Annotated in this window: 28 protein-coding genes; 10 read left to right on the forward strand and 18 right to left on the reverse strand. The window is 73.3% G+C overall.

The window, feature by feature from the left end; all coding sequences use genetic code 11:
* Positions 1-259 precede the first annotated feature (259 nt).
* Positions 260-1,330 (forward strand): MGDG synthase family glycosyltransferase, encoded by a 1,071-nt coding sequence (locus DMH12_RS00860; RefSeq protein ID WP_125489623.1) that lies wholly within the window; start codon positions 260-262, stop codon positions 1,328-1,330.
* 79 nt (positions 1,331-1,409) lie between these two features.
* Complete coding sequence (locus DMH12_RS00865; RefSeq protein ID WP_125489561.1) at positions 1,410-1,802, forward strand: DUF2267 domain-containing protein; 393 nt, start codon at positions 1,410-1,412, stop codon at positions 1,800-1,802.
* 30 nt (positions 1,803-1,832) lie between these two features.
* Here the strand turns inward: DMH12_RS00865 and DMH12_RS00870 are convergent, their stop codons facing one another.
* Positions 1,833-2,240, reverse strand: a complete 408-nt coding sequence (locus tag DMH12_RS00870) for a DUF5997 family protein (protein WP_125489562.1) — start codon at positions 2,238-2,240, stop codon at positions 1,833-1,835.
* A 58-nt stretch (positions 2,241-2,298) separates the two neighbouring features.
* Between DMH12_RS00870 and DMH12_RS00875 the strand changes: the two genes are divergently transcribed.
* Positions 2,299-3,090 (forward strand): LysR family substrate-binding domain-containing protein, encoded by a 792-nt coding sequence (locus tag DMH12_RS00875; protein ID WP_125489563.1) that lies wholly within the window; start codon positions 2,299-2,301, stop codon positions 3,088-3,090.
* A gap of 36 nt (positions 3,091-3,126) precedes the next feature.
* On the opposite strand, the gene DMH12_RS00880 is transcribed toward DMH12_RS00875, so the two are convergent.
* The 3 genes from DMH12_RS00880 to DMH12_RS00890 form a co-directional block, all read right to left on the reverse strand.
* Positions 3,127-3,867, reverse strand: a complete 741-nt coding sequence (locus DMH12_RS00880; RefSeq protein ID WP_125489564.1) for a DUF4142 domain-containing protein — start codon at positions 3,865-3,867, stop codon at positions 3,127-3,129.
* Between the two features lie 63 nt (positions 3,868-3,930).
* A complete protein-coding gene (locus tag DMH12_RS00885) occupies positions 3,931-4,641 on the reverse strand; it encodes an HAD family phosphatase (RefSeq protein ID WP_125489565.1) in 711 nt (236 codons plus the stop codon).
* A gap of 20 nt (positions 4,642-4,661) precedes the next feature.
* The gene (locus DMH12_RS00890) at positions 4,662-5,138 is read right to left on the reverse strand and encodes an Lrp/AsnC family transcriptional regulator (RefSeq protein WP_125489566.1); all 477 of its coding nucleotides are present in this window, start codon (positions 5,136-5,138) and stop codon (positions 4,662-4,664) included.
* A 206-nt stretch (positions 5,139-5,344) separates the two neighbouring features.
* On the opposite strand from DMH12_RS00890, the gene DMH12_RS00895 reads away from it, so the two are divergent.
* Positions 5,345-6,835, forward strand: a complete 1,491-nt coding sequence (locus DMH12_RS00895) for an FUSC family protein (RefSeq protein ID WP_125489567.1) — start codon at positions 5,345-5,347, stop codon at positions 6,833-6,835.
* A 138-nt stretch (positions 6,836-6,973) separates the two neighbouring features.
* The gene (locus tag DMH12_RS00900) at positions 6,974-8,008 is read left to right on the forward strand and encodes a lactonase family protein (RefSeq protein ID WP_125489568.1); all 1,035 of its coding nucleotides are present in this window, start codon (positions 6,974-6,976) and stop codon (positions 8,006-8,008) included.
* Positions 8,009-8,169: 161 nt separating this feature from the next.
* Here DMH12_RS00900 and DMH12_RS00905 read toward each other — a convergent pair whose 3' ends face one another.
* The 5 genes from DMH12_RS00905 to DMH12_RS00925 all read right to left on the reverse strand — a co-directional run bounded on the left by DMH12_RS00905 (position 8,170) and on the right by DMH12_RS00925 (position 13,914).
* Complete coding sequence (locus DMH12_RS00905; RefSeq protein ID WP_125489569.1) at positions 8,170-9,093, reverse strand: sirohydrochlorin chelatase; 924 nt, start codon at positions 9,091-9,093, stop codon at positions 8,170-8,172.
* A 135-nt stretch (positions 9,094-9,228) separates the two neighbouring features.
* The gene (locus DMH12_RS00910; RefSeq protein ID WP_125489570.1) at positions 9,229-10,212 is read right to left on the reverse strand and encodes an N-acetylglucosamine kinase; all 984 of its coding nucleotides are present in this window, start codon (positions 10,210-10,212) and stop codon (positions 9,229-9,231) included.
* Positions 10,209-10,886, reverse strand: a complete 678-nt coding sequence (locus tag DMH12_RS00915; RefSeq protein WP_125489571.1) for a uracil-DNA glycosylase — start codon at positions 10,884-10,886, stop codon at positions 10,209-10,211. The genes DMH12_RS00910 and DMH12_RS00915 overlap by 4 nt, the downstream gene beginning before the upstream one ends.
* A gap of 70 nt (positions 10,887-10,956) precedes the next feature.
* Positions 10,957-12,111: an exo-alpha-sialidase gene (locus DMH12_RS00920; protein WP_125489572.1), complete on the reverse strand. Its 1,155-nt coding sequence runs from the start codon at positions 12,109-12,111 to the stop codon at positions 10,957-10,959.
* Between the two features lie 96 nt (positions 12,112-12,207).
* Positions 12,208-13,914: a DNA alkylation response protein gene (locus DMH12_RS00925; RefSeq protein WP_125489573.1), complete on the reverse strand. Its 1,707-nt coding sequence runs from the start codon at positions 13,912-13,914 to the stop codon at positions 12,208-12,210.
* Between the two features lie 102 nt (positions 13,915-14,016).
* Between DMH12_RS00925 and DMH12_RS00930 the strand changes: the two genes are divergently transcribed.
* Complete coding sequence (locus tag DMH12_RS00930; protein ID WP_125489624.1) at positions 14,017-14,769, forward strand: PaaX family transcriptional regulator C-terminal domain-containing protein; 753 nt, start codon at positions 14,017-14,019, stop codon at positions 14,767-14,769.
* A 4-nt stretch (positions 14,770-14,773) separates the two neighbouring features.
* Here the strand turns inward: DMH12_RS00930 and DMH12_RS00935 are convergent, their stop codons facing one another.
* Both DMH12_RS00935 and DMH12_RS00940 read right to left on the reverse strand, forming a co-directional pair.
* On the reverse strand, positions 14,774-15,574 hold the full coding sequence (locus DMH12_RS00935; protein WP_125489574.1) for a pectate lyase: 801 nt from the start codon (positions 15,572-15,574) through the stop codon (positions 14,774-14,776).
* A 196-nt stretch (positions 15,575-15,770) separates the two neighbouring features.
* Positions 15,771-16,850, reverse strand: coding sequence for an NADH:flavin oxidoreductase/NADH oxidase (locus DMH12_RS00940; protein WP_125489575.1), 1,080 nt, complete (start codon positions 16,848-16,850; stop codon positions 15,771-15,773).
* Between the two features lie 122 nt (positions 16,851-16,972).
* Here DMH12_RS00940 and DMH12_RS00945 point away from each other — a divergent pair, with 122 nt between their 5' ends.
* Both DMH12_RS00945 and DMH12_RS00950 read left to right on the forward strand, forming a co-directional pair.
* A complete protein-coding gene (locus DMH12_RS00945) occupies positions 16,973-17,335 on the forward strand; it encodes a helix-turn-helix transcriptional regulator (protein ID WP_125489576.1) in 363 nt (120 codons plus the stop codon).
* A 115-nt stretch (positions 17,336-17,450) separates the two neighbouring features.
* On the forward strand, positions 17,451-17,906 hold the full coding sequence (locus DMH12_RS00950) for a DUF6214 family protein (RefSeq protein WP_125489577.1): 456 nt from the start codon (positions 17,451-17,453) through the stop codon (positions 17,904-17,906).
* An 18-nt stretch (positions 17,907-17,924) separates the two neighbouring features.
* Here the strand turns inward: DMH12_RS00950 and DMH12_RS00955 are convergent, their stop codons facing one another.
* Complete coding sequence (locus DMH12_RS00955; protein ID WP_185832088.1) at positions 17,925-18,578, reverse strand: DUF305 domain-containing protein; 654 nt, start codon at positions 18,576-18,578, stop codon at positions 17,925-17,927.
* A gap of 208 nt (positions 18,579-18,786) precedes the next feature.
* Between DMH12_RS00955 and DMH12_RS00960 the strand changes: the two genes are divergently transcribed.
* Positions 18,787-20,289 carry an LVIVD repeat-containing protein gene (locus tag DMH12_RS00960; RefSeq protein WP_125489579.1) on the forward strand — a complete coding sequence of 501 codons (1,503 nt, stop codon included), beginning with the start codon at positions 18,787-18,789 and terminating at the stop codon, positions 20,287-20,289.
* On the opposite strand, the gene DMH12_RS00965 is transcribed toward DMH12_RS00960, so the two are convergent.
* Both DMH12_RS00965 and DMH12_RS00970 read right to left on the reverse strand, forming a co-directional pair.
* On the reverse strand, positions 20,277-20,960 hold the full coding sequence (locus DMH12_RS00965) for a TetR/AcrR family transcriptional regulator (protein ID WP_125489580.1): 684 nt from the start codon (positions 20,958-20,960) through the stop codon (positions 20,277-20,279). The two genes, DMH12_RS00960 and DMH12_RS00965, sit on opposite strands and share 13 nt — an antisense overlap.
* A gap of 480 nt (positions 20,961-21,440) precedes the next feature.
* Positions 21,441-21,689, reverse strand: a complete 249-nt coding sequence (locus DMH12_RS00970; protein WP_241000106.1) for a hypothetical protein — start codon at positions 21,687-21,689, stop codon at positions 21,441-21,443.
* Positions 21,690-21,802: 113 nt separating this feature from the next.
* On the opposite strand from DMH12_RS00970, the gene DMH12_RS38890 reads away from it, so the two are divergent.
* On the forward strand, positions 21,803-21,964 hold the full coding sequence (locus DMH12_RS38890; RefSeq protein ID WP_185832082.1) for a hypothetical protein: 162 nt from the start codon (positions 21,803-21,805) through the stop codon (positions 21,962-21,964).
* 147 nt (positions 21,965-22,111) lie between these two features.
* Here the strand turns inward: DMH12_RS38890 and DMH12_RS00975 are convergent, their stop codons facing one another.
* From DMH12_RS00975 to DMH12_RS00990, 4 genes are all read right to left on the reverse strand, one after another.
* Positions 22,112-22,537, reverse strand: a complete 426-nt coding sequence (locus DMH12_RS00975) for a hypothetical protein (protein WP_125489581.1) — start codon at positions 22,535-22,537, stop codon at positions 22,112-22,114.
* 611 nt (positions 22,538-23,148) lie between these two features.
* A complete protein-coding gene (locus DMH12_RS00980) occupies positions 23,149-23,856 on the reverse strand; it encodes an HAD family hydrolase (protein WP_125489582.1) in 708 nt (235 codons plus the stop codon).
* 39 nt (positions 23,857-23,895) lie between these two features.
* Complete coding sequence (locus DMH12_RS00985) at positions 23,896-24,567, reverse strand: phosphatase PAP2 family protein (protein ID WP_125489583.1); 672 nt, start codon at positions 24,565-24,567, stop codon at positions 23,896-23,898.
* A gap of 66 nt (positions 24,568-24,633) precedes the next feature.
* Entirely contained in the window at positions 24,634-25,569 is a 936-nt protein-coding gene (locus tag DMH12_RS00990; protein ID WP_125489584.1) for a M56 family metallopeptidase, read from the reverse strand.
* Positions 25,570-25,721: the final 152 nt, after the last annotated feature.

Consider the following 25,721-nt stretch of genomic DNA (forward strand, 5'->3'; position numbering starts at 1 on the left):
CTCGGGGCGGACACCGGGGGCGTGCGACCGGGCGGTCGGGCTCCGGCGGCCGGCCGGACGGGCGGTCACGGAGTATCCCTGTCAGCCCGCCCGAAACGCACCCATGTGGGATGGTTTGGAACATGCCGGGTGGGCAACTTGGTCCGCCGTGCATCCTCGCAGTTCATCGGCCGGCCCCCCGACGGGCTCCCCGGCGTCCCGGCCGGCGGCACCGTCCGCCGCGCGGGAGGGCAGCCGTCTGCTGGTGGTCAGCGCGAGCATGGGCGCCGGCCACGACACCGTCGCCGCCGAACTGGTCCGCCGCGCCCGCGAGCACGGCGGGGACGCCCTGGTCGTCGACGTCCTCGCACTCCTGCCCTATGGCCTCGGCGGCGTCCTCCGGCGCTTCTACCGCGGGTCGGTACGCCACTTCCCCTGGCTGTACGCCGCGATCCACCGCCTCTTCCTGCGCCCCGGCCCCGGACGCCGCCCCGGCGGCACGCCCCTGGCCCGGCTGGCCGGCGGCCGGCTGCGCGAGCTGGCCGAGCGGTCCGGCGCGGACGTGGTCGTCCCCGTGTTCCACCTCGGCGCCCAGCTGACCGGGCACCTGCGCGGCCGCGGTCTGCTGCCGGTGCCCAGCGTCGTCCTCGTGATCGACTTCGCCGTCCACCGGCAGTGGCTGCACCCCGGCAACGACCACTGCCTGTGTCTCACCGAGGACGCGGCACGCGAGGCGCGCGAGAGTACGGGCGGCCCCGCGGGGACCTGCGGTCCCGTGGTGGCCCCGGAGTTCTTCGCCGAGGCCCCCGGCGCGGCCGCGTGGCGGGCGCTGTTCGACCGGCTCGGTCCCGGGCGGCCTCCCGTCGTGGTGTCCGCCGGCGCCTGGGGTGTCGGCTCCCACCTGGAGGGCACGGTCCGGTTCCTCGCGGACCACGGCTTCCTGCCGGTCGTGCTCTGCGGCGGCAACCAGCGGCTGCGCCGCACCCTGTCCGGCACCCAGGGCGTCGTCGCCCTGGGCTGGGTGACCGACATGCCCGGCCTGCTGCACGCCGCCGGCGCCCTGATCGACAACGCGGCCGGTCAGACGGCCGTACAGGCGCTCGCCGCCGGACTGCCGGTCGTGGGGTACCGCCCGATACCGGGCCACGGCGCGGACGGTGTCCGGCGGATGGCCGCGCTGGGCGTGTCGGAGGTCGCCGGGGACGAGACCGCGCTGCTCGCCGCGGTACGCCGGCTCACCGCCGCGGGCCCGGCCCGCCGTCGGCGGATCGCCGCCGGACGCGCGCTGTTCACGGACGACGCGCTGACCCGGGTGACCGACCTCGCCGCCGCGGTGCGCGCCCGCGGCTGAGCACGGGCGCGGGCTGGTTTCCCTCCGCGGGCCGTGGGCACCCGGCTCCGAGCCGGAAGCGGCGCAGGGAGGCGAGCACGTGCGGCTGGACGAATTCCTGACCCGGGTCCGCGACCTCGGCGAGTACCACGGCGACGACGAGGCCGAGCAGGTCAGCAGGGCCGTCCTGTGGGTGATCGCGTCCCGCGTCGCCCCCGGGGAGGCGGCCGCGCTCGCCGCCGACCTGCCCGCGCCCCTGGACGACGTGCTGCGCCCCGAGCGGGGGCGGCCCGAGTCCTTCGGACGCGAAGAGTTCTTGCGGCGGGTGGCCCAGCAGACCGGCGCCCGGCCGCGCACCGCGGAGTGGGACGCGGGCGCCGTGCTCGCCGCCCTGGCCGAAGCGGTGCCCCGCGAACGCGTCGACGGGCTCCTGGCCCAACTGCCCGCCGACTGCGCCGACCTCCTGGGCGGCACGGGCGAGGCATCGCGCTGAACCCCGGCAAGTCCGGGGCCCGGCGTGAGGTCAATCGCGGTCCGCGCGCTCGGCCCGCTCGGCCCGCTCGGCGTGCAGCTTCTTCACCCGGGCCGCCTCCTTGCGGACGTCGGCCTGGACGGCCTGCTCCCGCTCCAGCCACTCCGGGCGTTCCTGCTTCAGCGTCTCGATCTGCTCCGTGGTGAGCGGCTCCGACACTCCGCCCCGGTGCAGGCCCGCGATGGACACCCCGAGCTTGGCCGCCACCACAGGCCGCGGGTGCGGGCCGTCGCGCCGCAGGTCACGCAGCCACGCGGGCGGTTCGGTCTGGAGCGCGTTCAGCTCGGCGCGCGTGACGACGCCCTCCCGGAACTGAGCGGGTGTGGCTTCGAGGTACACACCCAGCTTCTTCGCCGCGGTCGCGGGCTTCATGGACTGGGTGTTCTGGTGCGACGTCATGCCGTCAAGGGTATCGAGCATGTGAGCGGCCCCCGACCACGCCCGGTAACCTGGCCGGGTGACAGGCTCGGAAGATCGCCCCTCGTTCCGGCTCGCGTACGTCCCGGGGGTGACGCCCGACAAGTGGGCGCGCATCTGGAACGAGCGGCTGCCGGACGTCCCGCTGTCCCTGACCCAGGTCCCCGCGGCCGGCGCCGAGGGCGTCCTGCTGGACGGTGACGCCGACGCCGGACTGGTGCGGCTGCCCGTCGACCGGACCCGCCTCAGCGCCATCCCCCTCTACACCGAGACCACGGTCGTGGTGATCCCCAAGGACCACCTCGTCACCGCGGCCGACGAGGTGACCGCCGAGGACCTCGCCGACGAGATCGTGCTGCACCCCCTGGACGACGTCCTCGGGTGGGAGGAGCGGCCGCCGGGCCGGCCCGCGCTCGAGCGTCCGGCCACCACCGCGGACGCCGTCGAGCTGGTGGCGGCCGGGATCGGCGTGCTGCTGACGCCGCTGTCGCTGGCCCGGCTGCACCACCGCAAGGACCTCACGTACCGCACGGTCACCGACGCCCCCCAGTCGGGCGTGGCGCTGTCCTGGCCGGAGGACGCGCACACGGACCGCGTCGAGGACTTCATCGGCATCGTCCGCGGCCGGACCGTCAACAGCACCCGGGGCCGGCAGCCCGACCCGGCGCCCGCCGGACGGAAGCCGGCGGCCGGGAAGCAGCAGTCGGGGAAGCAACAGTCCGGCAAGCAGCAGACCGGCAAGCAGCAGTCCGGCGGAGCCCGGCGCGGCGGCGGCACCCCGCGCAAGAAGAGCGGCAGCGGCGGCGGGCGCGGCAAGCCCCGCCGCCGCTGACCCGCCGGACCTCCTGACCGCCGGGCTCCGAGGGGGTCAGCGGACCGTCGGACTCGGCGTCGGAGCCGAGGTGTTGACGTCGAGACCCGGCGGCTGGGCGAGCGACAGCACCGGCTCACCCGGCTGCGGCGCGGGCGGTGTCAGCTGCACCTTGGGCAGGCTCGGCGGCGCCGTCTGCTGGAAGTTGACCTGGTCGAAGTTGACCAGCCCGGTCTTCTCCAGCACGGTGATGTGGTCCAGGACGGTGTCGTTGGCCTGATCCGCCAGCTGCCGCACCAGGGAGTTCTTGGTGTTGGCGCGGATCTTGGCGATGGCGGGGAAGATCTGGCCGTGCGTGATGCGCATGATGTTCACCGCGGTGGTGTCGAACTGCTTGCCCGTCGTCCCGTCCACGGTCGACACGAACTGCTGCTGCTGCGGGGACGCCAGGTTGGGCAGGGTGATGCCCAGCTCGGGAGCGATCTTGCGGCAGGTCGCGTCGAGCCGGGAGTGTCCGACGACCAGGTGCTCGCCGGCCTCCTTCATCTCCGGTGTCGTCCCCCGCTCGATCGCCATCAGCCCCAGCGGGTGCTCCCACAGCCCCGCGGCACGCACCTTGACCACGAAGTCCCGGTCCTGCTCGGTGAGCGGCCCGTACCGCGTGTTGGTGATGATCCTGGCCTGGTCACTGCCCGTGTTCTGCACCCCGAGCATGGTCGGGTAGGCGAGGGCGGTGAGGGTGAGGACCAGGGCACCGGCCACGAAGGCCGTCCCTGCCGTGGTGCGCGTGATGCGCATCGTGCCTCCTGGGGCGAAAACAGGCTCGGACACCAGGAGGTACGGATACGGGCCGTGCTCTGATCACCTCTCCGGGCAAAAACTTGCCCGCGCCGGTCCGGCGAGCCAGTCGTACGCCGCCCGTGCGGTGAACGCGTCCTGACCCCCGCGCACCAGCAGTCCGGCGGTGGCGAACTCGGGCGCGTCCGCCTGCGACGCGACGTAGGGCACCGCGATGCAGCGCATCCCCGCCGCGTGCGCGGCGGCGGCCCCGGGAGCGGCGTCCTCCAGGACCACGCAGTCGGCCGGGTCCGCGCCGATCCTGCGGGCGGCCTCCAGGAAGACGTCGGGGGCCGGTTTGCCCCGTGCCACCTCGTCGGCCGAGACGACGGTGCGCAGGTGCGCGTCCAGGCCGGTGCGGGCCAGGATCGCCCCGATGGCCTCGGGCGACGACCCGGAGGCGACCGCCAGCGGGACGCCCTCGGCGGCCAGCCACTCGACCAGCGTCCGCATCTCGGGGTACGCGCGGGCCGAGGTGCGGGCCAGCTCCAGGTAGTGGTGGTTCTTGACGGCGAGCAGCTCCTCCACGGGTGCCGACAGTGCGTACCGCCGCTTCCAGTCGGCGACCGTCTCCTGTGTGCTGATGCCCACGTACGTCTCGTGGTCCGTCCAGGTGAAGTCCGGGACGCCGTACTCGGCGAGGGTCAGCCGACCTGCTTCGTAGTAGTTCGGCTCGCTGTCCACGAGCGTTCCGTCGAGATCGAAGATGACCGAGATGCCGCCGAGAGTGCTCATGCGCTCCAGGATGCCAAGGATCACTTCCGGGCCGAGCGCCCGATCGACTCCACCAGGGGCAGCAGCCGGTGCGTGACGCGTTCGCGGAGCACCACCTCGCTGCGGGTGCGGACCACCCCGGGCAGGCTGATCAGCTTCTGGACGACGTCCTCCAGGTGCGCGTTGTCGCGCGCCACGACCCGGGTCAGCAGGTCCCCGCCGCCCGTGATGGAGAAGGCCTCCACGATCTCGGGCACGGCCGCCAGCGCCTCGCCCACCTCGTCGAGGTGGCCCTGGGTGACCTCGATGTGCACGAACGCGAGCACCGGGTGGCCCAGCGCGGCGGGGGAGAGGGACGGCGCGGTACCGGTGATCACGCCCTCGCGCTCCAGCCGGTCGAGCCGGGCCTGCAGCGTGCCGCGGGCGATGCCGAGGAGCCGGGCGTACTCGCGCACGCTGGTGCCCGGCTGTTCGAGGAGCAGTCGCAGGATGCGGGTGTCGAGTGCGTCGACGGCCATGACGTGCCGCGTCCTCCTTCGTCGGCCATTGGCTCTCGGGTGGCCGGGGGAATGCCACGACGACTGTACCAATGGCTCAGTTGCGAAGCGCCCGGTTGAGCCAGTGGCGGCAGGGATGCTCCTATAGGAGGGTCGATGGCGCTGCGGATCCCGCGGCGCCTTTTTTATGCCAATACGTTCGGGCCGGTGCGAGGGGGCGGTAAGCAGTGCTGAAGAAGGTGTTCATGAGCCCGGATCCGGGGCGGGCGCGGCTGCGGTTCGCCGCGCGCGCCGTCCTCGGCATCGGGGCGGCCGTCGTCGTGTGCGGGCTGGCGGGCGTCTCACTGGTGGGCGCCGTCATCGGCGGGCTCGCCGCGCTGCTGGCGCTGTTCACCGTCACCGACGCGACCGTCCGCGGCCAGGCCGTCACCACCGCGCTGCTGCCGTTGGCGGGACTGCCCGTGCTCGCCGCCGCGGCGGCTCTGCACGACCTCCCCGTGGCCCGCGACCTCACCTTCCTCGCCGTCGTCGGCGCGGGCGTCTACGCCCGGCGCTGGGGCCCGCGCGGGCACAGCCTCGGCGTGTTCGCGTTCATGACCTTCTTCATCGCCCAGTTCCTGCGGGCGACCACGGACCGGCTGCCCGAGATGTTCACCGCAGTCCTGCTGTCCGTGGCGACCGCCGCGGCGGTCCGCTTCGGCGCGTGGTGCTACGAGCGCCGCCGGCCCGCGCCCGTCGTCCCCGCGCCGCCCGGCGGCACCGGGCTCGCCCGGATCACCACCCGCCAGGCCGTCCAGGCCACCGCGGGAGCGGGCTTCGCGCTGGTCGTGGGCCAGCTGGTGTCGGGTGAACGCTGGTACTGGGCGGTCGGCGCCGCCTGGTGGGTGTTCGTCAACACCACCTCGCGCGGCGAGACCCTGGTCCGCGGCTTCCGCCGGGTTCTCGGCACCGTCGTCGGCATCGGCCTGGGCTTCCTGGTGGCCTTCCCGCTGGCCGGCTCCGTGGTGCCCACCGCCGTGCTCGCCGCCGCATGCGTCTTCGGGATCTTCTACACCGCGGCCGTCTCCTACACCTGGATGATGCTCTGCGTGACCCTCCTCGCCGAGCTGCTCTACGGCCTCCTGGGCGTCCTCAGCCCCGGCCTGCTCGCCCTGCGGATCGCCGAGACCGGCGTCGGTGCGCTCGGCGCCGTACTCGCCGTGCTCTTCCTCCTGCCGGTCACCACCCACGCCGTCACCGACGCCTGGATCCAGCGCGCCCTGCGCTGCGTGCACGCCTGCACCGCCGAGGCCGCCGCCCGGCTCGCCGGAACCGAGGGCGCCGACCCCGCGCCGCGCGTGGCCGAACTGGAGCAGCTGCTCGGCCGGGTCAGGCTGTCGGTCGCCCCGCTCGTGCACCCGCTGAACCCGATGTCCGGCCGCAAGCGGCGCGCCCGGCGCGTACTCGACCTGCTCGACGACTGCGCCCGGGAGATCCGCGGCCTGGTCGCCGTCGCCGCCGACCCGGAGGCCTCGCACGACGCCCGGCTGGCCGCCGCCTGCTGGCGGGTCGAGACCGCGGTGGAGGCGCTCACCGGCGGGGGCGACGTCCCCGCTCACGCGAGTGGACCGCGCGCCGTCGAACCGGCGCTGGCGCACCTCCACGACCTGGAGCGCGCCCTCGCCGAACTCGCCGCGCCCCTGCGCGCCCCCTCCGGGTCCCCGCTGGTCGGTGCCTGAGTCGTCCGGCGCCACGCCACCCGTTTGGTCTAGACCGCATGTGATCGACTGCTACCGTCGCTCCGGGGCGGACGACCGGTCGGTACCGACCCGCGCGGAACGGCGTGTGACGAGTGACGCAGGACGAGAGGGGCAGCGGTGGCGGACGGTGGCAGGCGGCAGCGGCGGGCGTACATCGGGTCGTTCACGGCGGCCGGCGGCCCCGGCATCCTGACGGCGGACGTCGACCCCGGCAGCGGCGCGCTCACCGTCGTGAGCGGCACGGACCGGCTGCCCGACCCGTCCTACCTCGCCCTGGCCCCCGACGGAGCAACGCTGTACGCCGTCAGCGAGACGGCCGAGGGCGCGGTGGCCGCCTACCGCGTGAACGGGGACAAGCCCGAGCCCGCCGGGCGCCCGGTACCCGTGGGCGGCGACGGGCCGACCCACCTCAGCCTGTACGACGGTCACGTGCTCACCGCCAACTACGGCTCGGGCACCGTCTCCGCCGTGCCGGTCCGCGCCGACGGCAGCCTCGCCCGGTCCGCGTCCGGCGTCCTGCGGCACACCGGTTCCGGTCCCCATGCCCAACGGCAGCAGGCGCCGCACGCGCACCAGGTGCGGCCCGACCCGAGCGGGCGGTGGGCGGTCAGCGTGGACCTGGGCACCGACTCGGTCCGGGTCTGCACCCTGGCGGACGGCGCCCCGGCCGTGCACCGGGAGACCGCGCTGCGCCCCGGCTCGGGCCCGCGCCACCTGGCCTTCCACCCGGACGGCAGCCACGCCTACGTCCTCAACGAACTGGCGCCCACCGTCACCGTCTGCCGCTGGGACGCGGCCGAGGGCGTCCTCCAGCCGCTCACCGAGGTGCCGGTGCTGACCGGGGCACCGGCCGGGGACGCCTACCCGTCCGGCGTCGTGGTCTCGCCCGACGGCCGCTTCGTGTGGACCGCCACCCGCGGCGAGGACGTCCTGTCCGTCCTCGCCGTGGAACCGGACGGACTGCGCCTGACGGCGACCGTGCCCTGCGGCGGGCACTGGCCCCGGGAGATCGCCGAGTCGGGCGGCTTCCTGTACGCGGCCAACGAGCGTTCCGGAGACGTGACCTGGTTCGCCCTCGACCCCGACACCGGCGTGCCCCGCCGGGCCGGCTCACTGGCGGTGCCGGCGGCGTCCTGCGTCGTTTTCGGCTGACGTCGCGCGGGGTTCACGGCCGACCGCCGAGGACCCTCTTCGCCACCCGGTACGACGGAGGGCCCGCTCCGGTGTCGGAGCGGGCCCTTGGGCATCCCTGAGGTGCCGTGTCGCGGTGTCCCGTGCCGCCCGCGACCGGCGTGCGCGCGGGCGTCCGCGGGTCAGCGGACCGGAGTGCCCTGCGGCTGCTGCGGTGAGATGCCGAGCGCCGTCGTGTACTTGGCCAGCGCCAGCTTGCCGATCGCCGGGTACGGGCCGAGCGGCTCGGCGGTGGAGCAGTCCGCCTCCTTGGCGGCCTCCACCAGCACGGACGCCTCGATCTCGGGGCCGATCAGGTAGGGCGCGAGCGCCAGCTGCTGGGAGCCCGAGGAGCGCAGCTGCTCGGCCACGGACGCGATCGAACCCTCCTCGTCCAGCGCGGCGGCGATCACCGGAACGGCGAGGCGCGCGGCGAGCAGCATGCCGGTGATCCCGGCCGCCTGGACCGCCTCGTCACCGCCCACGGAGGCCAGGATGATGCCGTCCGCGGCGGTCGCCACGGTGAACAGCCGGGCGCGGTCGGCGCGGGCCAGACCGGCCTCGGAGAGCCGCACGTGCAGGGCCTCGGCCAGCAGCGGGTGCGGGCCGAGCACGTCGGTCAGCTCGGCCGCGACCCTGCTGTCCATGACGGCCTGCCGGATCCGGCGCAGCAGCGCGTTGTCCGGGCCCGCGAGCAGCGGCACGACGACGGCGACGGGGCCGTCGGGCTCCTTCACCTCCAGGCCGGCGGCGCGCGCCTGCTCGAAGCGGGCGGTGCGCTCCTCGGCGGCGCTCACGAGCACGGCCGACAGCGAGGGGAACTCGGCGTCGTCCCCTTCGAGGTGTCCGACCCGGGCGTCGAGGCCGGGAAGCTCGGAGCGGGCGATGCTGATGACCTCGTCGGCGAGGCCCCGGGTGGCGCTACTGGGCGTCCCCGGGACCGCGAGGACAAGCGCGGGCGCGCCCTCGGGCGCCACCAGGGGTTCGGGGCGGCGGTGCCGTCCCGGCTGGCGGGGGCGCGGCATTCGTACTGGCAGGCCGGACGCGGGCCCAGTGGGGGAGCTCATGGCGCCGCATGTTACTGGTTTCCGGGGTTTCCCTGTTCGGGGAGGGTGCAGGTGAGCGGTATCCGTCCTGTTTTGTCTGATGAGTGATGTACGGATCGGCCGACATCGGCACGATTCACCTCTCCGGTGGACCGGTTATCGGCCTTCCGCCACGGTCGTCATCCACAACATCGCGTCGTCACCCGGGAGGGTGAGCGTGCCGGTCGCCAGGTCGGTGGCGATGCGGACCGAGCCGTCCAGGGGATCGCCCTCCGCGGCCGTCCGCCGTGCCTGCGGCAGCCGCTTCGCCAGCTCCTCCTCCAGCGGTACGACGAGCGGGTCGCCCAGCTTCAGCAGGCCGCCGGTGACCGCGAGGCGGGGCTCGCCGTCGCGGGGGCAGACCGCGGCGGCCGAGTCGGCCATGTGCCGTGCGGCGGCGCGCAGGATCTCGGCGGCCACGGGGTCGCCGGGCGCGCAGGCGGCCACGTCGGGCGCGAAGGAGGCGAGGACGGCGGGGCGGTCGGTCCGCGGATACAGCTGCCCGGGGATGCCCGCCGCGGGGCCGAAGCGCTCCCGGGCCCGGGCCAGCAGCGGCGCCGAACCGCCCTGCCGCCCGTCGTGGGCGCGCAGCGCGGCCTCCAGGCCGGCCCGCCCGATCCACGCGCCGCCCCCGCAGTCGCCCAGCAGATGCCCCCAGCCGTCCGCCCGGTGCCAGCGGGCCAGGTCGGTGCCGGTCGCGATCAGGCCGGTCCCGGCGGCCACCACCGCTCCGGGCCGGGGGCCGAGGGCGCCGACGTAGGCGGTCACCGCGTCGGCGACCAGCGCGACCTTCCGGGCTCCCAGCTCCCGGGCGAGCGCGCCCGGCAGCTCGGCGCGCAGGGCGTCGCCCAGGGTGGCCAGCCCAGCGGCCCCGACGACGACGGTGGCGAACCGGTCCACCAGGGTCTCGGTGGTCAACGCCCGCACCATGAGCAGCAGTTGGTCCATCAGGTGCTCCGGCTCGATGCCACGGGGCCCGGTGCGCACCGGCTCGCGCGACGCGCGCGTCCCGAGCGGGCCGCGCCCGTCGGCACCGGCGGTGCCCACGACCACGCGCAGTCCCGAGCCGCCGGAGTCCACGGCCAGGAAGCCGCCGCTCACGGCAGCCGCCAGTCGACCGGCTGGCCCCCCAGCCGCACCAGCAGGTCGTTGGCCCTGCTGAACGGGCGGGAGCCGAAGAATCCGCGGTCGGCCGACATCGGGGACGGGTGCGCGGACTCCAGGGCCGGCAGGTCGCCGAGCAGCGGCCGCAGGTTGCGGGCGTCGCGGCCCCACAGGATGGACACCATCGGCTTGCCGCGAGCCGCCAGGGCGCGTATCGCCTGCTCGGTGACCTCCTCCCAGCCCTTGCCGCGGTGGGCGGCGGGCTTGCGCGGGGCGGTGGTGAGCGCCCTGTTGAGCAGCAGCACGCCCTGCCGGGTCCACGGGGTCAGGTCACCGTTGGAGGGCTGCGGCAGGTTCAGGTCGGTGCTGAGCTCCCGGAAGATGTTGAGGAGGCTGCCGGGCAGCGGACGCACCTCGGGCGCGACCGAGAACGACAGCCCCACGGCGTGCCCCGGGGTCGGATACGGGTCCTGTCCGACGATCAGTACCCGGACGTCGTCGAAGGGCTGCTGGAAGGCCCGCAGGACGTTGGCTCCGGCCGGGAGGTAGGTGCGTCCGGCGGCGATCTCCCCGCGCAGGAAGTCACCCATCGAGGTGATCCGCCCGGCGACGGGTTCCAGCGCCTTCGCCCAGCCCGCTTCGACGATTTCATTCAAGGGTCGTGGTGCCACGGGCGTCACCCTACTGCCGTACGGGTGACGCCGATCAAGCGGTGGCCAAGGCCGGATCCCCCCGCCCGGTTCACGCCAGGACCGCGGCCCGCACGCACAGCACGTCCGGCAGGTGGGAGGCCAACTGCCGCCAGCTGTCGCCGTCGTCGGCCGACGCGAACACCTCGCCGTTGCGATTGCCGAAGTACACGCCCGCGCGGTCCGCGTCGTCCGTGCACAGCGCGTCGCGCAGCACCGTGCCGTAGTGGTCCTCCCGGGGCAGGCCCGCCGACAGCGGCTCCCAGCTCTTGCCCGCGTCCGCGGTGCGGAAGACCCGGCACCGGTGGTCCGCGGGCACCCGGTCGGCGTCGGCGTTGATCGGGAAGACGTAAGCGGTGTCGCCGCGGTGCGGGTGGGCGGCCACGGCGAACCCGAACGTGGACGGCAGCCCCTCGCCGATGTCCGTCCAGTGGGCGCCCGCATCGTCGCTGCGGTACACCCCCCAGTGGTTCTGCAGGTACAGGCGGTCCGGGTCGGCCGCGTCCCGCGCGACCTTGTGCACGCACTGGCCGAACTCCGGGTCGGGGTCCGGCAGGAAGACCGCGGAGACACCGGAGTTGGACGGCGCCCAGGTCGCGCCGCCGTCGGTGGTGCGGAACACGCCCGCGGTCGACACGGCGACCGTCACCGAGTCGGGGTCCCGCCGGTCGGTGAGGACGGTGTGCAGCCCTTCCCCACCGCCGCCCGGCACCCACCGGGACCGCGTGGGGTGCTCCCACAGGGGCCGGACCAGCTCGAAGCTCTCGCCGCGGTCCTCCGAGCGGTACAGCGCGGCCGGTTCCGTGCCCGCGTAGACCACGTCCGGCTCGGCGGCGGCCGGGTGCAGCTGCCACACCCGCTCCAGCGAGGCTCCGGTGTCCTTGGGGAACTTGACGGCCGGAGCGCTCGGTTCGGTCCAGGTGCGGCCCAGGTCGTCGGAGTGGAACACCGACGGGCCCCAGTGCGCGCTGTCGCCGCCCGCCAGCAGGCGCGGGGTGTCGCCGCGGATGTCGAGGGCGACCGAGTAGACGGCCTGGGCGTTGAAATACGGGCTCTCGTCGAACTCCCAGGTGCCACCCCGCCGGCGCCCGATGAACAGGCCCTTGCGGGTGCCCACGGCGAGCAGTACCTCGGTCATGCCGATCACCTCCGCGGCGTCCTCGTCGACGCCTTTGTCTCGGACACGGGCCAGTCTGCACCCAGCCACTGACAGTCACCTCTGGAGTCGGCGTCGTCGCAGCTCATCGCGGTGATGCGGAATGCTCGAGGGGGCGGCAGGGGGCCGGCACCCGACCCCGCCCGCTCAGTCCGCCGTCGGCAGCGCCCGCGCCAGGATGCCGCCGAGGCCGGCCGTGGACGGCAGCGTGCCGAAGGCGTGCCCCCAGTCGCCGCCGAGCCGCGTCGCGCAGAAGGCGTCGGCGACGGCGGGCGGCGCGTGCCGGACCAGGAGGGAGCCCTGGAGGGTGAGGGCCATCAGCTCCACCAGCCGGCGGGCACCGGTCTCGGACGCCTCGGTCAGCCCCCTCTCCAGCCGGGCCACGGCGGCGTCCAGCCGGGCGTCCGCCCCGCGTGCGAGGGCCAGTTCCGCGAAGAGGGCGTGGGCGGTAGCGGGGGAGCGGCCCAGCGCGCGCAGGACGTCGAGGGCGTTGACGTTCCCCGAGCCCTCCCAGATCGACAGCAGCGGGGCCTCGCGGTAGTGGCGGGGCATGCCCGACTCCTCCACGTAGCCGTTGCCTCCGAGGCACTCCAGGGCCTCCGCGGTGAACGCGGGTCCCCGCTTGGTCACCCAGTACTTGCCGACGGCGGTGGCGATCCGCCGGAAGGCCGCCTCGCCGGTGTCCCCGCGCACCGCCCGGTCCGCCGCCCCGGCCAGCCGCAGGGTGAGCGCCGTCGCGGCCTCGGACTCCAGCGCCAGGTCGGCCAGCACGTTGCGCATCAGCGGCTGGTCGGCGAGCCGGGCACCGAACGCGCTGCGGTGCCGTGCGTGGTGGCCGGCCTCGACCAGCGTCTTGCGCATCAGCGTCGCCGATGACATCACGCAGTCCAGCCGGGTGCAGTTGACCATCTCGATGATCGTCTTGACGCCCTGCCCCTCGGGTCCGACCAGCCAGGCGACGGTGCCGTCGAACTCGGGCTCGGACGACGCGTTGGACCGGTTGCCGAGCTTGTCCTTCAGCCGCTGGATGCGGAAGGTGTTGCGGGTCCCGTCCGGCAGCACGCGCGGTACCAGGAAGCAGGACAGGCCACCCTCCCTCCTGCCGGGCGCCACCTGGGCCAGCACGAGGAACACGTCGCACATCGGCGCCGACGTGAACCACTTGTGCCCGCGCAGCGTGTACACGCCCGGCTCGGCGGTCGGGGTGGCCGTCGTGGTGTTCGTGCGGACGTCCGAGCCGCCCTGCTTCTCGGTCATGCCCATCCCGGCCAGCAGGCCGCGCTTCTCCGTGGGCGCGCGCAGCCCCGGTTCGTACTCCCGGCCGGTCAGCAGCGGCTCGTAGACCTCGGCCAGCTCCGGGGTGGTGCGCAGCGCCGGGACGGCCGCGTAGGTCATGGACGTCGGGCACCCGTGCCCCGCCTCCGTGTGGCCCCACACCAGTCCGCCCGCGGTGCGCGCGACATGGGCGCCCGGCCGGTCGTCCGCCCAGGGCGCACCCGCCAGGCCCTCCCCGACGGCCACCCGCAGCAGGTGGTGCCAGCTCGGGTGGTAGTCGACCTCGTCGACCCGGTTGCCGTACCGGTCGTGGGTGCGCAGTACGGGTTCGTGGCGGTTGGCCAGGTCGCCCCAGTCCTGCGCCTGTGCGCTGCCGGCCCGCCGCCCGAGCCGGCGCAGCCCGTCCTCGGCCCACCCGGCGCCCTCCCGCCGCAGACCTTCCAGCAGTGCCGTGTCGTCCGAGGCGTCGTAGGGGGCCAGGGGAGGGGGCTGGTTGGTGACGTCGTGCGTGGCGTACCCCTCCGGGTGGCCCGCGGACTCCTCGTACTGCTCGTCCGGCTCCTGCGCGAGTGTCGTCATGACCCGAGTGTTGCACCATCACTGCGACCGCAGCAATAGTGCAACATCCAGGACGCACGTACAGTACGTGTTCATGTGGACGGACGACACGTGCCCGCGCGGATGAACGGTTCCGAGGCCCCCGGCGAGTCGCCGCTGCGCCCGCTGTCCGCGCGGTCGGTGGTGCTGAGCCTGCTGCTCGGCACCCATCCCCCCGAGCTGCCGGTCCGGGAGCTGGTGCGGCTCGTGGAGGGTTTCGACGTCGGCGGGTCCACGGTGCGCGCCGCGCTCAGCCGGATGGCCGCCGCCGGGGACCTGAGGCGCACGGACACCGGCTACCGGCTCAGCGAGCGGCTGCTGGAACGCCAGCGGCGCCAGGACGAGGCCCTGCGCCCGCGCACGCGCGCGTGGAACGGCGACTGGGAGATGCTCGTGATCACCGCGACCGGCCGCGGTCCCGCCGAACGCGCCGGACTGCGCACCCGGTTGACCGCACTGCGCCTCGCCGAACTCCGGGAGGGTGTCTGGCTGCGCCCCGCCAACCTGCGCCGTCCGCTGCCCGCCGCTGTCGACGGCGTCGCCGAGCGCCTCGTCTCGCGACCCGAGTGCCCGGCCGCCGAACTGTCCGCGCGGCTGTGGCCGCTGGACACCTGGTCCCGCACGGCCCGGGACCTGCTCGTGCGGGTCGGCCGGGCCCGGCGGCCGGCCGACCGCCTCACCGCCTTCGCGGCCGTCGTGCGCCATCTGCTCGCCGACCCGGTGCTGCCCACGGAACTGCTCCCGTCCGACTGGCCGGGGGCGGCCCTGCGGGACGCCTACACGGAGTATCAGCGGGAGCAGTCCGGACAGGTCCGGGCGCGCGGCACCCGGACCTGAGACGTCACTTGTAGGTGATGTCGGAGGACGCGTACTTGCAGTACGTGCCGTCGGCGCCCGAGCCGTTGGAGTCCGGCTCGTCGCCGTCGTCGTTGCCGATGTACTTCTGGCACGGGACGATCTTCTTGCTGCTGTCCCCGACGATGGTGATGTTGCGCAGGGTCGCGCTGTCGCCGTAGTTGGTGTTGATGCCGGCGATCCGGCCGCCCTTCCAGTTCACCTCGATGGTGTTGAGGTTGATCGTCCGCTTGTACTGCGACGAGCAGTTGCCGCAGGACCGGATGAAGGTGCCGAAGTTCTTCACGGCGAAGTTGGAGACGTTGAGGGTGCCGGCGCCGTTGAACTGGAAGACCTTGTCACTGGCTTCCTTGGCGCCGCCGCCGGAGACGGTGTAGACGTTCGACGACGAGGAGCCCCGGAAGGTCGCCGCGTCCTCGCCGACGTCCTCCCACCAGACGTTCTGCAGCGTGCAGCTGCCCTCGCAGTGGACGCCGTCCGCGGCGGGGGCGCCGATGATCACGTTCTTGAGGACCGCGCCGGGTGCCAGTTCCAGGATCGGGCCCTGGTCCTCGTCCTGGCCGCCGGAGCCCAGGTCGCCGGTGCCGTACAGGCGCTTCATCCCGTAGTCCTTGGTGCCGGACACCGAGATGGTGGAGGAGACGCCTTGGCTGCCGTTGGGGGTGGGCCAGGTCGCGGCGTGCGCGGAGGCCCCGGTGGTCATGAGCATGCCAACAGAGAGCCCGAGTGCGGCCAATGCGCCGACGGCCGCGCGCCGTTGCGCGTGGGGGCGTGTCGCTGCGGTCATGTTCTGATCCCTTCCATAGGGAGTGGGGGTGGAACGAACATGTACGTGAACGATGTGCGTCGACATGATTGAGCTACGCGCGCGGTGAGGTGCAAGCGGGGCATTGGGCGCCCCACCGCGCGCGCAGCGGTCATGCTGATGAACGGACCGTAGAGGGTAAGCGCTTTCTGGTCAACGCTTCGCGCGAAACGCCACCTCACATGCCCCAGCCGTACTGGTCCGGCATCCGGACGTCCTCGCCCAGCTCCCGCGCCGCGTGCTGCGCCCAGGACGGGTTGCGCAGCAGCTCGCGGCCCAGCAGTACCGCGTCGGCCTCGCCGTTGGCCAGGATCTTCTCGGCCTGCGCCACCTCGGTGATCAGGCCGACGGCGGCGACCGGCACCGCGGCTGAGGCCCTCACGCGCGCGGCGAAGGGCACCTGGTAGCCGGGCCCGGTCGGGATCCGCACGCGCGGGACGTTGCCGCCGGTGGAGACGTCCAGGAGGTCGACGCCGTGCGCCTTGAGGTCGCCGGCCAGCCGGACGGTGTCCTCCCGCGTCCAGCCGCCCTCGTCGAGCCAGTCGGTCGCCGAGACGCGGAAGAACAGCGGCCTGTCGTCCGGCCACACCTCGCGCACCGCGTCGACGACCTCCAGGGCGAACCTGGTGCGGTTCTCGTACGAGCCGCCGTAGGTGTCGGTGCGGTGGTTGGAGTGCGGCGACAGGAACTCGTGGATCAGGTAGCCGTGGGCGCCGTGCAGCTCGACGATCTCGAAGCCGGCGGCGAGGGCCCGGCGCGCGGCGTCCGCGAACCGGCCGACCACTTCCTGGATCTGCGGGACCGTCAGCTCGGTCGGCACCGGGTGCCGTGCGTCGAACGCGAGCGCGCTCGGCGCCACCGGCTGCCAGCCGTGCGCGTCCGGCCCCACCGGGGCACCGCCCTTCCAGGGCTGCGCGGTCGACGCCTTGCGGCCCGCGTGGGCCAGCTGGACCGCGGGGACGGTGCCCTGGGAGCGCATGAAGTCCGTGATCCGGCGGAACGCCTCGACCTGCGTGTCGTTCCACAGCCCCAGATCCTGCGGGGATATGCGGCCCTCGGGCGACACGCCGGTGGCCTCCACGACGATCAGGCCGGTGCCGCCGGCCGCGCGAGCGCCGTAGTGCGCGAAGTGCCAGTCGCCGGGGACGCCCGCCAACGGGCCCTGGGGCGCGGCGGAGTACTGGCACATCGGCGGCATCCAGACCCGGTTCGGGATCGTGGTGTCGCGCAGTTGCAGAGGCTGGAAGAGGGCGCTCATGGCGGGCTGCTCCCTGGGGTGTGGAGGGGCGTGGCAGCTCGTACGATACCTCTCGTAGTACGGCGAGTGTCAAACTACGGCGATCCTCGTACAATGAAGCCCCCGGACGAACTGGAGTCGCCGTGACCCCCGCCGCCACCGCCGCAGGCGCCCGCGAGCTGCCGCACCCCACGCGCGGGGAGATCCGGCTGGAGGGCGTGCTGCACGCGCTCTCCGATCCGGTGCGGCTGCGGATCGTGCGGGATCTCGCCGCCGACAGCGACGCGCTCTTCTCCTGCTCGCACTTCGACCTGCCGGTCACCAAGTCGACCACCACGCACCACTTCCGGGTGCTGCGCGAGAGCGGGGTGGTCCGGCAGACCTACCGGGGCACGGCCAAGATGAACGGCCTGCGCAGGGGGGACCTGGACGCGCTGTTCCCGGGGTTGCTCGACGCCCTGCTGTCCGCCGCCGCCCGCCAGGCCGCCGCCCTTGGTGACAGCTGACCGCGTGTTCCAGGCGCATGGAATGTGATCATTCGGTTACGTTGCGTATGTGCTCGAAGCATCCTTCTTTGATCGTTCTCTTCAGCTTTCCGATCGCTGTCCGGACGACGGTGAGATGTCCGTGCGGCACGCCTGGGTGGTGCGGGAGGCCGGCGCCACGGCCTCCTGGTTCGATGTCCGGCTGGATTTCGCCGACGGCGCCCGGGTGGACGCGCTCGCCGTCCTGTCCGGCCGGGAGGTGCGGGTCGAGGGCGTGCGGGCCGAGCCGCCCCTGTCCCTCGACGACCTCGCCGTGCTCGCGGAGTGGCTGGAGAACCCGCTCTTCGCGGCCTGTGTACCGGCGCCCGCCCGCGCGCAGCCGGCCATGTCGCGCCGGGGCCGCCCCGCGTGGCCGCGCGGCAGGGAGGAGCGCCGGCTGGTGGCGCGGGAGTACCAGGGGGCCCGCGAGGAGGGGGCCGACCCCGTCCTCGCGGTGATGCGCGTGACCGGGCACAGCAGGCGCAAGTCCCTCAGGCTGATCGGCCAGGCGCGTGACGAGGGGTTCCTGGCGCCGCGTCGCGCCCGCCGCTGAACCGCCGTCGGCCGAGGGTCACAGCATCTCGCGCATCCGCGAGATCTCGCTCGTCTGCTGGGCGGCCACGTCATCGGCCATCTCCTCGACCTGCACGTTGTTGCCCTGCGACTTGACGTCGGTGGCCATGGTGATCGCGCCCTCGTGATGGGTGATCATCAGAGTGAGGAAGAGCTGGTCGAAGGCCTTCCCCCGCGCCGCGCGCAGCTTCTTCAGCTGGGCCTCGGTCGCCATGCCGGGCATCCCGGCGTGCTCGTGCCCGCCGCCCGTCCCCTTCTCGTCCTGCTCCTTCTCGCCGTGGTTCTTCAGCCAGCCCCGCATCGCCTCGATCTCCGGCCCCTGAGCGGCGGAGATCCGTTCGGCGAGCTTCTTGATCCGGCCCGACTCGGCCTGCTTCGGCACGAGTTCGGTCATCTTCAGTGCCTGGGTGTGGTGCTGGATCATCATCCGCGCGTAGGAGACATCAGCCGAGTTGGGGGAGTCGTCGTCGGCGCGCTGCTTCTCGGCGTCCTCGGCGGACAGGGTCCGGTTGCCCTCGCCCGGCCGGCCGGGAGCGATCACCGAGGGCCCGGTCCTGGCGGCCGACCCGGTGTCCGGGTCCGAGTCGCAGGCGCTCAGGCCGAGCACGGCCAGTGCGGTCAGCGAGGCCGTGACGAGCGACGCGCCGGACATCGCGGGGCGAAAGGGCACAACAACCTCCTGTGGCAGGCGGAATGCGGAGCACCTCGTGGGTGCGATGACCGTCCTAGCACGCTTCCGCGCGTCACTGATCAAAAAACTTCATTGCGTGTTTGTTGCCCCCTGTTGGTATGAGCATGGCGAAGACGATACTGCGTGGTGCGTGAACCGTTCCGACGGGAACGGACCTAGGGAGGAAACAGTGACCCTGTTGAAGGACCCGCGAACGCGGCGCAGACGCCTGGGAGTCGCGGCGGTCGCCGCCGGACTGCTCTCCGCGCTGCTCACCGCCGGCCCGGCCGTGGCGACCCCAGACCCCGGGGACAGCCCGGCCACGTCGAAGGAGGTGTCGAAGAGCGCGCGCGCCGAGGTGCGCGAGGCGATAGAGAGCGGCGAGATACCCGGTCAGGACGAGATAGTCCACTCGGACAACATCGAGCACCTGACGAACATCCCCAAGGACGCACTCCCGGGCACCAATTCGGACCTGGCCTTCCAGGGCCGGTACGCCTTCGCCGGCAACTACGACGGCTTCCGCATCTTCGACATCAAGAACCCGAAGAAGCCGAAGACCGTCGCCCAGGTGCTGTGTCCCGGTTCGCAGAACGACATCTCCGTCTCCGGCGACCTGCTGTTCCTGTCGACCGACTCCTCGCGCAGCGACAGCAGTTGCAACAGCACCACGCAGCCGGCGACCGAGAAGTCCTCCTGGGAGGGCATGAAGGTCTTCGACATCAGCGACAAGCGGAACCCGAAGTACGTCGCCGCCGTCGAGACCGCCTGCGGCTCGCACACCCACACGCTGGTGCCCGAGCGCAAGAACGTCTACGTCTACGTCTCCTCGTACTCGCCGAGCGCCTCGTACCCCGACTGCCAGCCGCCGCACGACGGGATCTCCGTCATCAAGGTGCCGCGCAAGGCGCCCGAGCGGGCGGCGGTCGTGGACTTCCCGGTGCTGTTCCCCGGTGAGGGCCCCGACGGTGGCGGCAACCCGGGCGGGCCCACCAACCCGGGCGTCTCCAAGACCACCGGCTGCCACGACATCACCGTGCTGCCCTCCGAGGACCTCGCGGCAGGCGCCTGCATGGGTGACGGCATCCTGTTCTCCATCAAGGACCCCGAGCGCCCGAAGGTCATCGACCGTGTCCAGGACAACGTGAACTTCGCGTTCTGGCACTCGGCGACCTTCAACCAGAAGGCCGACAAGGTCGTCTTCACGGACGAGCTGGGCGGCGGCGGTGCGGCCACCTGCAACGCGGAGATCGGCCCGGACCGGGGCGCCGACGGCATCTACGACATCGTCGGCCGCGGCGACCACCGCAAGCTGGTCTTCCGCAGCTACTTCAAGATCCCCCGCCACCAGGCGGACACCGAGAACTGCGTCGCCCACAACGGCTCGCTGATCCCGGTCAAGGGCCGCGACATCATGGTGCAGGCCTGGTACCAGGGCGGCGTCTCCGTCTGGGACTTCACGGACTCCAAGCGCCCCAAGGAGATCGCCTACTTCGAGCGCGGACCGCTGACCACGGACGGCATCACCACGGGCGGTTCCTGGTCGGCGTACTACTACAACGGCTACATCTACTCGAACGACATCGCCAAGGGCTTCGACGTCCTGAAGCTCGACGACCGGCGCACCGACCCGGCCAAGCGTGTTCACCTGCATGAGCTGAACACGCAGACGCAGCCGGACTACTTCGACTGAGCCTGCTCGCCGGGCCCGCCGGTCGCGAAGAACCGCGACAGGTCCGCGTCGCACACGGTCCCGCCGGACGCCTCGGTGTCCGGCGGGACACCCGTCTCCCACTCCAGCCGGTATCGCTTGAACAACTCGGCGCGCAGCACCGGCACGGGCATCGGTACGCCGGGCACCAGGGCCGCGAAAACGGCTCCCATCAGCAGCGCGCGCAGCATCGGGTAGTCGCGGTCGACGTCGCGCGAGCCGTGCCGGGCGACGGTGTCCCGCAGCAGTTCCGCCAGCCTCCGCTGCTCGGGGCACGGCACGAAACCCACCTCGGCCTGGAGCAGGCCCGCCATGTGCTGGCGCATGAGCACCGGCCGGTCCCTGGCGAGGCCCAGGATCGCGTCGATGGCGCGCGCCATCCGCTCGGCCCCGTCGGCGGTGCGGGGTTCGCGCTCCAGGGCCTCCTCCAGGGTGCGGTGCATCAGCCGGTGCACGGCGGACTGCACCAGTTGGCGTTTGCCGGGGAAGTAGTACGAGACCAGGCCGCGTGCCGAGCCCGCGCGGTCGGCGATGGCGCCCAGCGTGGTCGCCTCGTACCCGTGCTCGCCCACCAGCTCCACGGCGGCCTGCAGAAGCCGCTCCTTGGAACGCCGCCGCAACTCTTCATTGACCGAGGCGCTGCGCGGGGACATGCTGTACTCCTGCGTTGACTGGCTGCCAGCCAACTATACTCGGCGCAGGCGGGCCGGCCCTTCAGAGGTCCGGTCCGGTCATGTCCGTCCCGGGCGACACGGGGGATCGTCCGGGGCGGACGCATCCGCCCCGCTGGTTGCCTCGGGCTATGACCAGCGGCGGAGAGCCCGCCCTCGTGCGTGCCGTACCCCGGCCGGGTGCCCCGGTTCGGGGACCAGTCGTGACCGAAGACGCCCCCATGCCGTTCTGCCTCTCACCCACCCCTGCCAAGGGCCGGTCTGCCAGGATCCGCCCGAGGGGCACGTACGAGACGAGCGGGCGTGACGGCGCCCCCGCCGCTGCCAGGTGCAAGCGGCGGGGCGTCTCGATCCGCACTGCTCCGCTGAGAGGAAGTGTCAGGTCGTAGGCGACGGCTGGCGGGTCTGACAGTGCCTGCGGCAGCGCCTGGCGTCTCGGCGGCTGCCGCGGTACGTCGGTGCTCAGCTCTCGTGGATGTGGGCGAGGCTGCCGTCGTGTTGTTCGTAGTGGGAGAGGGCGATGCCGATTCCGATGAAGGTGGGCGCCCATTCGCCTACGAAGATGCCCCATCGGTCGGCGCGTTCGATGCCGGCGGCTTCGGCCTTGAGGCTGCCGATCCAGGAGGCGACGCTGAGGCCGATGGAGGCGATGCCGGCGAGGTAGGCGTGTTCGCTTCTGATGCCGATGTCGTGCATCTTTTTGATGATCACGGCGGGTCCTCTCTGTGGGTTGGGGTCGGAGTTCCACGTCCGCTTCGTCCTATTCACGCCGTATAGGTGCATCTGCTCTGCGCTGGTTCCGCTCGGGGCTGTAACAGAGGGTCATGCCCCGAACGATCTGGTCCGGCGCCGTCTCCGGCGAGGGGGTGGGGCCCGTGACCGAGGCAGAGCGCGAGCACCGCGAGCCGGCCGTCGCACCCGGGCCGGCCGCCGAGTCGGGACGGCCGCCGAGTCGGGACGGCGGGGTGACCTGGTGGCCGCGCTGACGGAGTCCGGGTCGAAGGCCGAGCAGTCCCGTGGTGAGGACGCGGGGCCCGCGGACGTGCAAGAGGTGCCGGCGCAGCGGGCCGCGAAGAAGCAGCCGGCAAAGGAGACGGCCCGGAAGCCGAAGAAGTCCGCCTGGGTGACGGTGCCTACTCCCCCCTGCGCAGCTGCTCTTCAGCCTTCTCGGTCAGACGCCGGTAGTAGGGCCACACCGGCTTCGGCCGCTGGGCGTCCCGGTAGGCCAGGAACGGGGCGGCGGACCGCCCCAGCGTGACCAGCGCCGGGGCCCAGAGATCGAGGAAGTCCCTCTCGCTCACGTACCGTTTGGCGCAGTAGAAGCCGGCGATGTCGAGACTGGCCAGGGCTCGGTTCGCCAGCTCGTACTGCTCTGGGGTCAGGCTTTCCACGTCCTGCATCTCGTGCAGCACCTTTCGCCCGGTCTGGAGCTTCGGGTCGATCAGTGATTCGTGGAGCCGCAAGGTGATGTCTCGGCGGTCGTTGCGGACCGACCGGTACAGCGAGCAGAGGCTGATCACCAGGGCGATCCCGGATATGGCGACTGCGGTCCCGTTCACGTCTGCGCGTCCCCCTCGGCCGAAGCTGTGTCTGGGTCAGCAGTCGTACCCAGGGGGCGTGGGCCGCATCCCGCAGCGTGCTACCTGGTTGTCCAACTTCTGCCGTCGATGAGCAGCCACCCGGCCAGGACACGTGGACTCGAGCGGCCTTGCTGATTCGGCCGCCATGAACGGTCAGCGTGGCGTAGCGACGGAGAGCCGCCTACCGCTTTGCCTGCGGCGGAATCGTCTGCCGGCCTGGCGGGGACGGGACGAGCTGCTCAAGGCGCGACGCCCCGCCTCTGTCAGTGGCCCCTCGTAGACTCGTCCCATCGATCCGACGAGCAAGTCGGGTTTGTTGTGGCTGAAGGCCCCGTCTGGTCACGCAGGCGGGGTCTGCTGCTGCCCGGGGTGCATCCGTCGGCAGGGTGCGACGGGAAGGTGGGTGAGAGGGCTCATCCTCGGGACCCTCGCCGCCCCCGGTGCTCCGGCGGAATCACCACCGGGGGCGGCCTCACCCCGCAAGCTCCGGGTGCCGGACGACCTTCCTTGCGGCCCTCTCCACGTCGACGCGAGGCGTGCCTTCCGCGGTGGCCCGGGGTGGACGCACCCGCCCCGCTGATGGCCTCGGGTTACGCGCCCGGCCCCGTCCGGCGCACCAGGCCGAGCACCGGCCGCAGCCCGGCCGGGCGTTCGGTCACCGGCAGATGATCCACGAAGTGAACCCCGCAGCCGAGGGCCGCGGCGCCGCCGTCCGCCCGCCGGTCGTCGCCCACCATCAGGGTCCGTCCCGGCTCGGTTCCGAGCGCCTCGCAGGCCAGCGCGAACAGCCGGGGGTCGGGCTTGAGGATGCCGTGCTCGTAGGACAGGACGTACGCGTCCACGTACCGGTCGAGGCCGTGTGCGCGGAAGACGGGCCGCAGGTTCCAGCCGATGTTGCTGACCACGCCCACGGCGACGCCCTGCCCGCGCAGCGTCTCCAGCACCTCGGCGGCGTCGGGGTACGGGCGCCAGGCGCCCGGCGTCATGTGCCGCTCGTACAGCGCGTCGTGCAGCCCCGGGTCCGGCAGCGGCACCCGCCGGGACAGCCCGGTGTAGGCGGCCCGGTGCAGCTCGGAGCTCTGGTCGCGGATCTCCCACACGCCGGCCAGCTCCTCCGGTACGCGCACCGGCGGGGCGCCACCGGGCAGCGCCCCCGCGGCCTCCAGCGCCCGTGCGGTCTCGGCCAGCTCCGGACCGGACAGGGGCACCCCGGCACCGTCGAGCACGGCACGCAGCCAGTCCTCGGACGATTCGATGCGGAACAGGGTCCCGGAGAAGTCGAACAGCACGGCGGTCATGGGCGGATCCTACGAGGCGGACGGCGGCCGCTGCCGGGGTCAGGGATGCCGGCGCCGGTGCACCAGGACCGCGAGCACCGTCACCAGGACGCCGAGGAGCCAGCCGCCCGCCACGTCCGTGGCCCAGTGCACGCCCAGCCACACCCGGGTCACACCGACGCCCGCCACGGAGACCGCCGCCACGGCCCAGACGGCGCGGCGCAGGGCGGGGGAGGCACCGTAGTAGTGGACGAGCCACACCAGGAGGCCGCACACGAAGGTCGCCGTCATGGCGTGGCCGGACGGGAAGGCCGCGTAGTGGGCGGAGTCGACGGGGTCGGGCCAGACCGGGCGGGGGCGGTCCACCGCGGCTTTCAGGACCTGTTGGAGGAGGCTGCCCAGCAGGCAGGTGGCCCCCAGCCAGACGGCCGTCCACCGGTCCCCGCGCCGGAACCACAGCCACAGCACGACCGCCGCGCACAGGAGCCGCATCGTCCACGTGTCCCACACCCAGTCGGTGAGGACCCGCATGACCTGCGTGACGTGGGGTTCGTCGACGGCCCAGCGGTGCGTCGTGGCGGCGATGTCGTCGTCGAGGCGGATCAACGGCCCCCACTCGACCGCCACCAGCGTGAGCAGCAGCGCCGAGCACGCGGCCAGCGTCCAGGTCAGGCCGAGAGCCGTGCGGGGGCGGGGTGGAGTGGGCGGGGAGTCGACGGGCGGCGTCTGCATGCTGCGATCCTCGCCGACCGGATGGCCCCGAGGCGAATTCCCGGGGTCGGAGCGCCCGCGCGCCGGCTAGCCCAGCGCCCGCAGCCCCGGCGCGAACGCCACGAGTACCGGTACCGCCGGCACCAGGGCGGCCGCCGCCGTCAGCCGCAGCCGCCGGGCGGCCGAGAGGCGGTCGGGCGGGGTGAGCAACCGGTGCACCCGCTGCGGGACCTGGGCCTGCGGGGTCGGGCACGGACCGAACACACCGCGGTCCTCGTTGAGTTCGACCAGCGCCAGCGCGGTCGTCAGGCGGCCGAAGCGGCGGGACGCCACGTCGTCCGCGGCGAGTTCGACCAGGCGGTGCATCTCGTCGCGGAACGCGGCGAAGACCGGAACCTGGGGGAACCCGTCCGCCAGCGCGGCCGAGCAGTGCAGCAGCCAGTCGTGCCGCGCCTGCGCGTGCCCCTTCTCGTGGGCGAGGACCGCGTCCAGTTGACGGCCCTTGAGTCGGCTCAGCGCGGCCGTGGTGACGACCAGTTGCGGGGGAGTGCCGGGCAGCCACCAGGCGTCCGGCCGCTCGCCCTCCAGGACGACGAGCCTGTCCGGTCCTGGCACCTCGCCGGGCAACAGCGGGGCGCGGTGCAGGAGTTCCGCGCGGCGCACCCGACGCCGGGACCGGGCCCGTACGACCTCCCTGACGAGCATCGTGGCGCTCCACAACCCGGCGCAGGCCAGGGTGAGGGCGGTCGTGTCCGCCCAGAGGCCGGACGTGCCGAGCGCGTAGGCCTCGACCACCGGGCCCGGCGCCGTCGCGAACACGGGCCCGCCCACCGCGTGCCAGGCGGCCGCCGCGCTGAACGTCATAGACAGCGCGCAGCACACCAGCACGGCCGCCACCACGCACTGCCACACCCACAGGGCGACCACCGGTTCGCGGTCCGGCCAGTCGGCCCGGGCGAGCAGCCTCGGGGCGAGCACGGCCGTCAGGGCGCCGAGCAGCAGCAGTGCCGCGGGGAGAATCATGGGGGCAGCCTATGAGCGCGGCGCCGCCCGCAGTACGGGCCCAGGCGCAAAGTGACGCAGGCAACGGTTGCGCGCGGCGAACACCGGGCACGGCCGGCCGACGACACGGTCACGGTGCCGTGTCGCACGGCCCCGGCGCGCCGCCGGGTCAC

The sequence above is a fragment of the Streptomyces sp. WAC 04229 genome (assembly GCF_003947455.1).
Classification (GTDB): Bacteria; Actinomycetota; Actinomycetes; order Streptomycetales; family Streptomycetaceae; genus Streptomyces.

Coding starts and splice junctions, on each gene's coding strand:
- DMH12_RS00950 (WP_125489577.1), top strand. CDS start 17,451: ATGTCCGTGCGGCACGCCTGGGTGGTGCGGGAGGCCGGCGCCACGGCC.
- DMH12_RS00905 (WP_125489569.1), bottom strand. CDS start 9,093: ATGAGCTCCCCCACTGGGCCCGCGTCCGGCCTGCCAGTACGAATGCCG.
- DMH12_RS00955 (WP_185832088.1), bottom strand. CDS start 18,578: ATGTCCGGCGCGTCGCTCGTCACGGCCTCGCTGACCGCACTGGCCGTG.
- DMH12_RS00985 (WP_125489583.1), bottom strand. CDS start 24,567: ATGCAGACGCCGCCCGTCGACTCCCCGCCCACTCCACCCCGCCCCCGC.
- DMH12_RS00935 (WP_125489574.1), bottom strand. CDS start 15,574: ATGACCGCAGCGACACGCCCCCACGCGCAACGGCGCGCGGCCGTCGGC.
- DMH12_RS00925 (WP_125489573.1), bottom strand. CDS start 13,914: ATGACGACACTCGCGCAGGAGCCGGACGAGCAGTACGAGGAGTCCGCG.
- DMH12_RS00965 (WP_125489580.1), bottom strand. CDS start 20,960: ATGTCCCCGCGCAGCGCCTCGGTCAATGAAGAGTTGCGGCGGCGTTCC.
- DMH12_RS00860 (WP_125489623.1), top strand. CDS start 260: ATGGGCGCCGGCCACGACACCGTCGCCGCCGAACTGGTCCGCCGCGCC.
- DMH12_RS38890 (WP_185832082.1), top strand. CDS start 21,803: ATGCCCCGAACGATCTGGTCCGGCGCCGTCTCCGGCGAGGGGGTGGGG.
- DMH12_RS00930 (WP_125489624.1), top strand. CDS start 14,017: ATGAACGGTTCCGAGGCCCCCGGCGAGTCGCCGCTGCGCCCGCTGTCC.
- DMH12_RS00880 (WP_125489564.1), bottom strand. CDS start 3,867: ATGCGCATCACGCGCACCACGGCAGGGACGGCCTTCGTGGCCGGTGCC.
- DMH12_RS00940 (WP_125489575.1), bottom strand. CDS start 16,850: ATGAGCGCCCTCTTCCAGCCTCTGCAACTGCGCGACACCACGATCCCG.
- DMH12_RS00980 (WP_125489582.1), bottom strand. CDS start 23,856: ATGACCGCCGTGCTGTTCGACTTCTCCGGGACCCTGTTCCGCATCGAA.
- DMH12_RS00990 (WP_125489584.1), bottom strand. CDS start 25,569: ATGATTCTCCCCGCGGCACTGCTGCTGCTCGGCGCCCTGACGGCCGTG.
- DMH12_RS00885 (WP_125489565.1), bottom strand. CDS start 4,641: ATGAGCACTCTCGGCGGCATCTCGGTCATCTTCGATCTCGACGGAACG.
- DMH12_RS00870 (WP_125489562.1), bottom strand. CDS start 2,240: ATGACGTCGCACCAGAACACCCAGTCCATGAAGCCCGCGACCGCGGCG.
- DMH12_RS00890 (WP_125489566.1), bottom strand. CDS start 5,138: ATGGCCGTCGACGCACTCGACACCCGCATCCTGCGACTGCTCCTCGAA.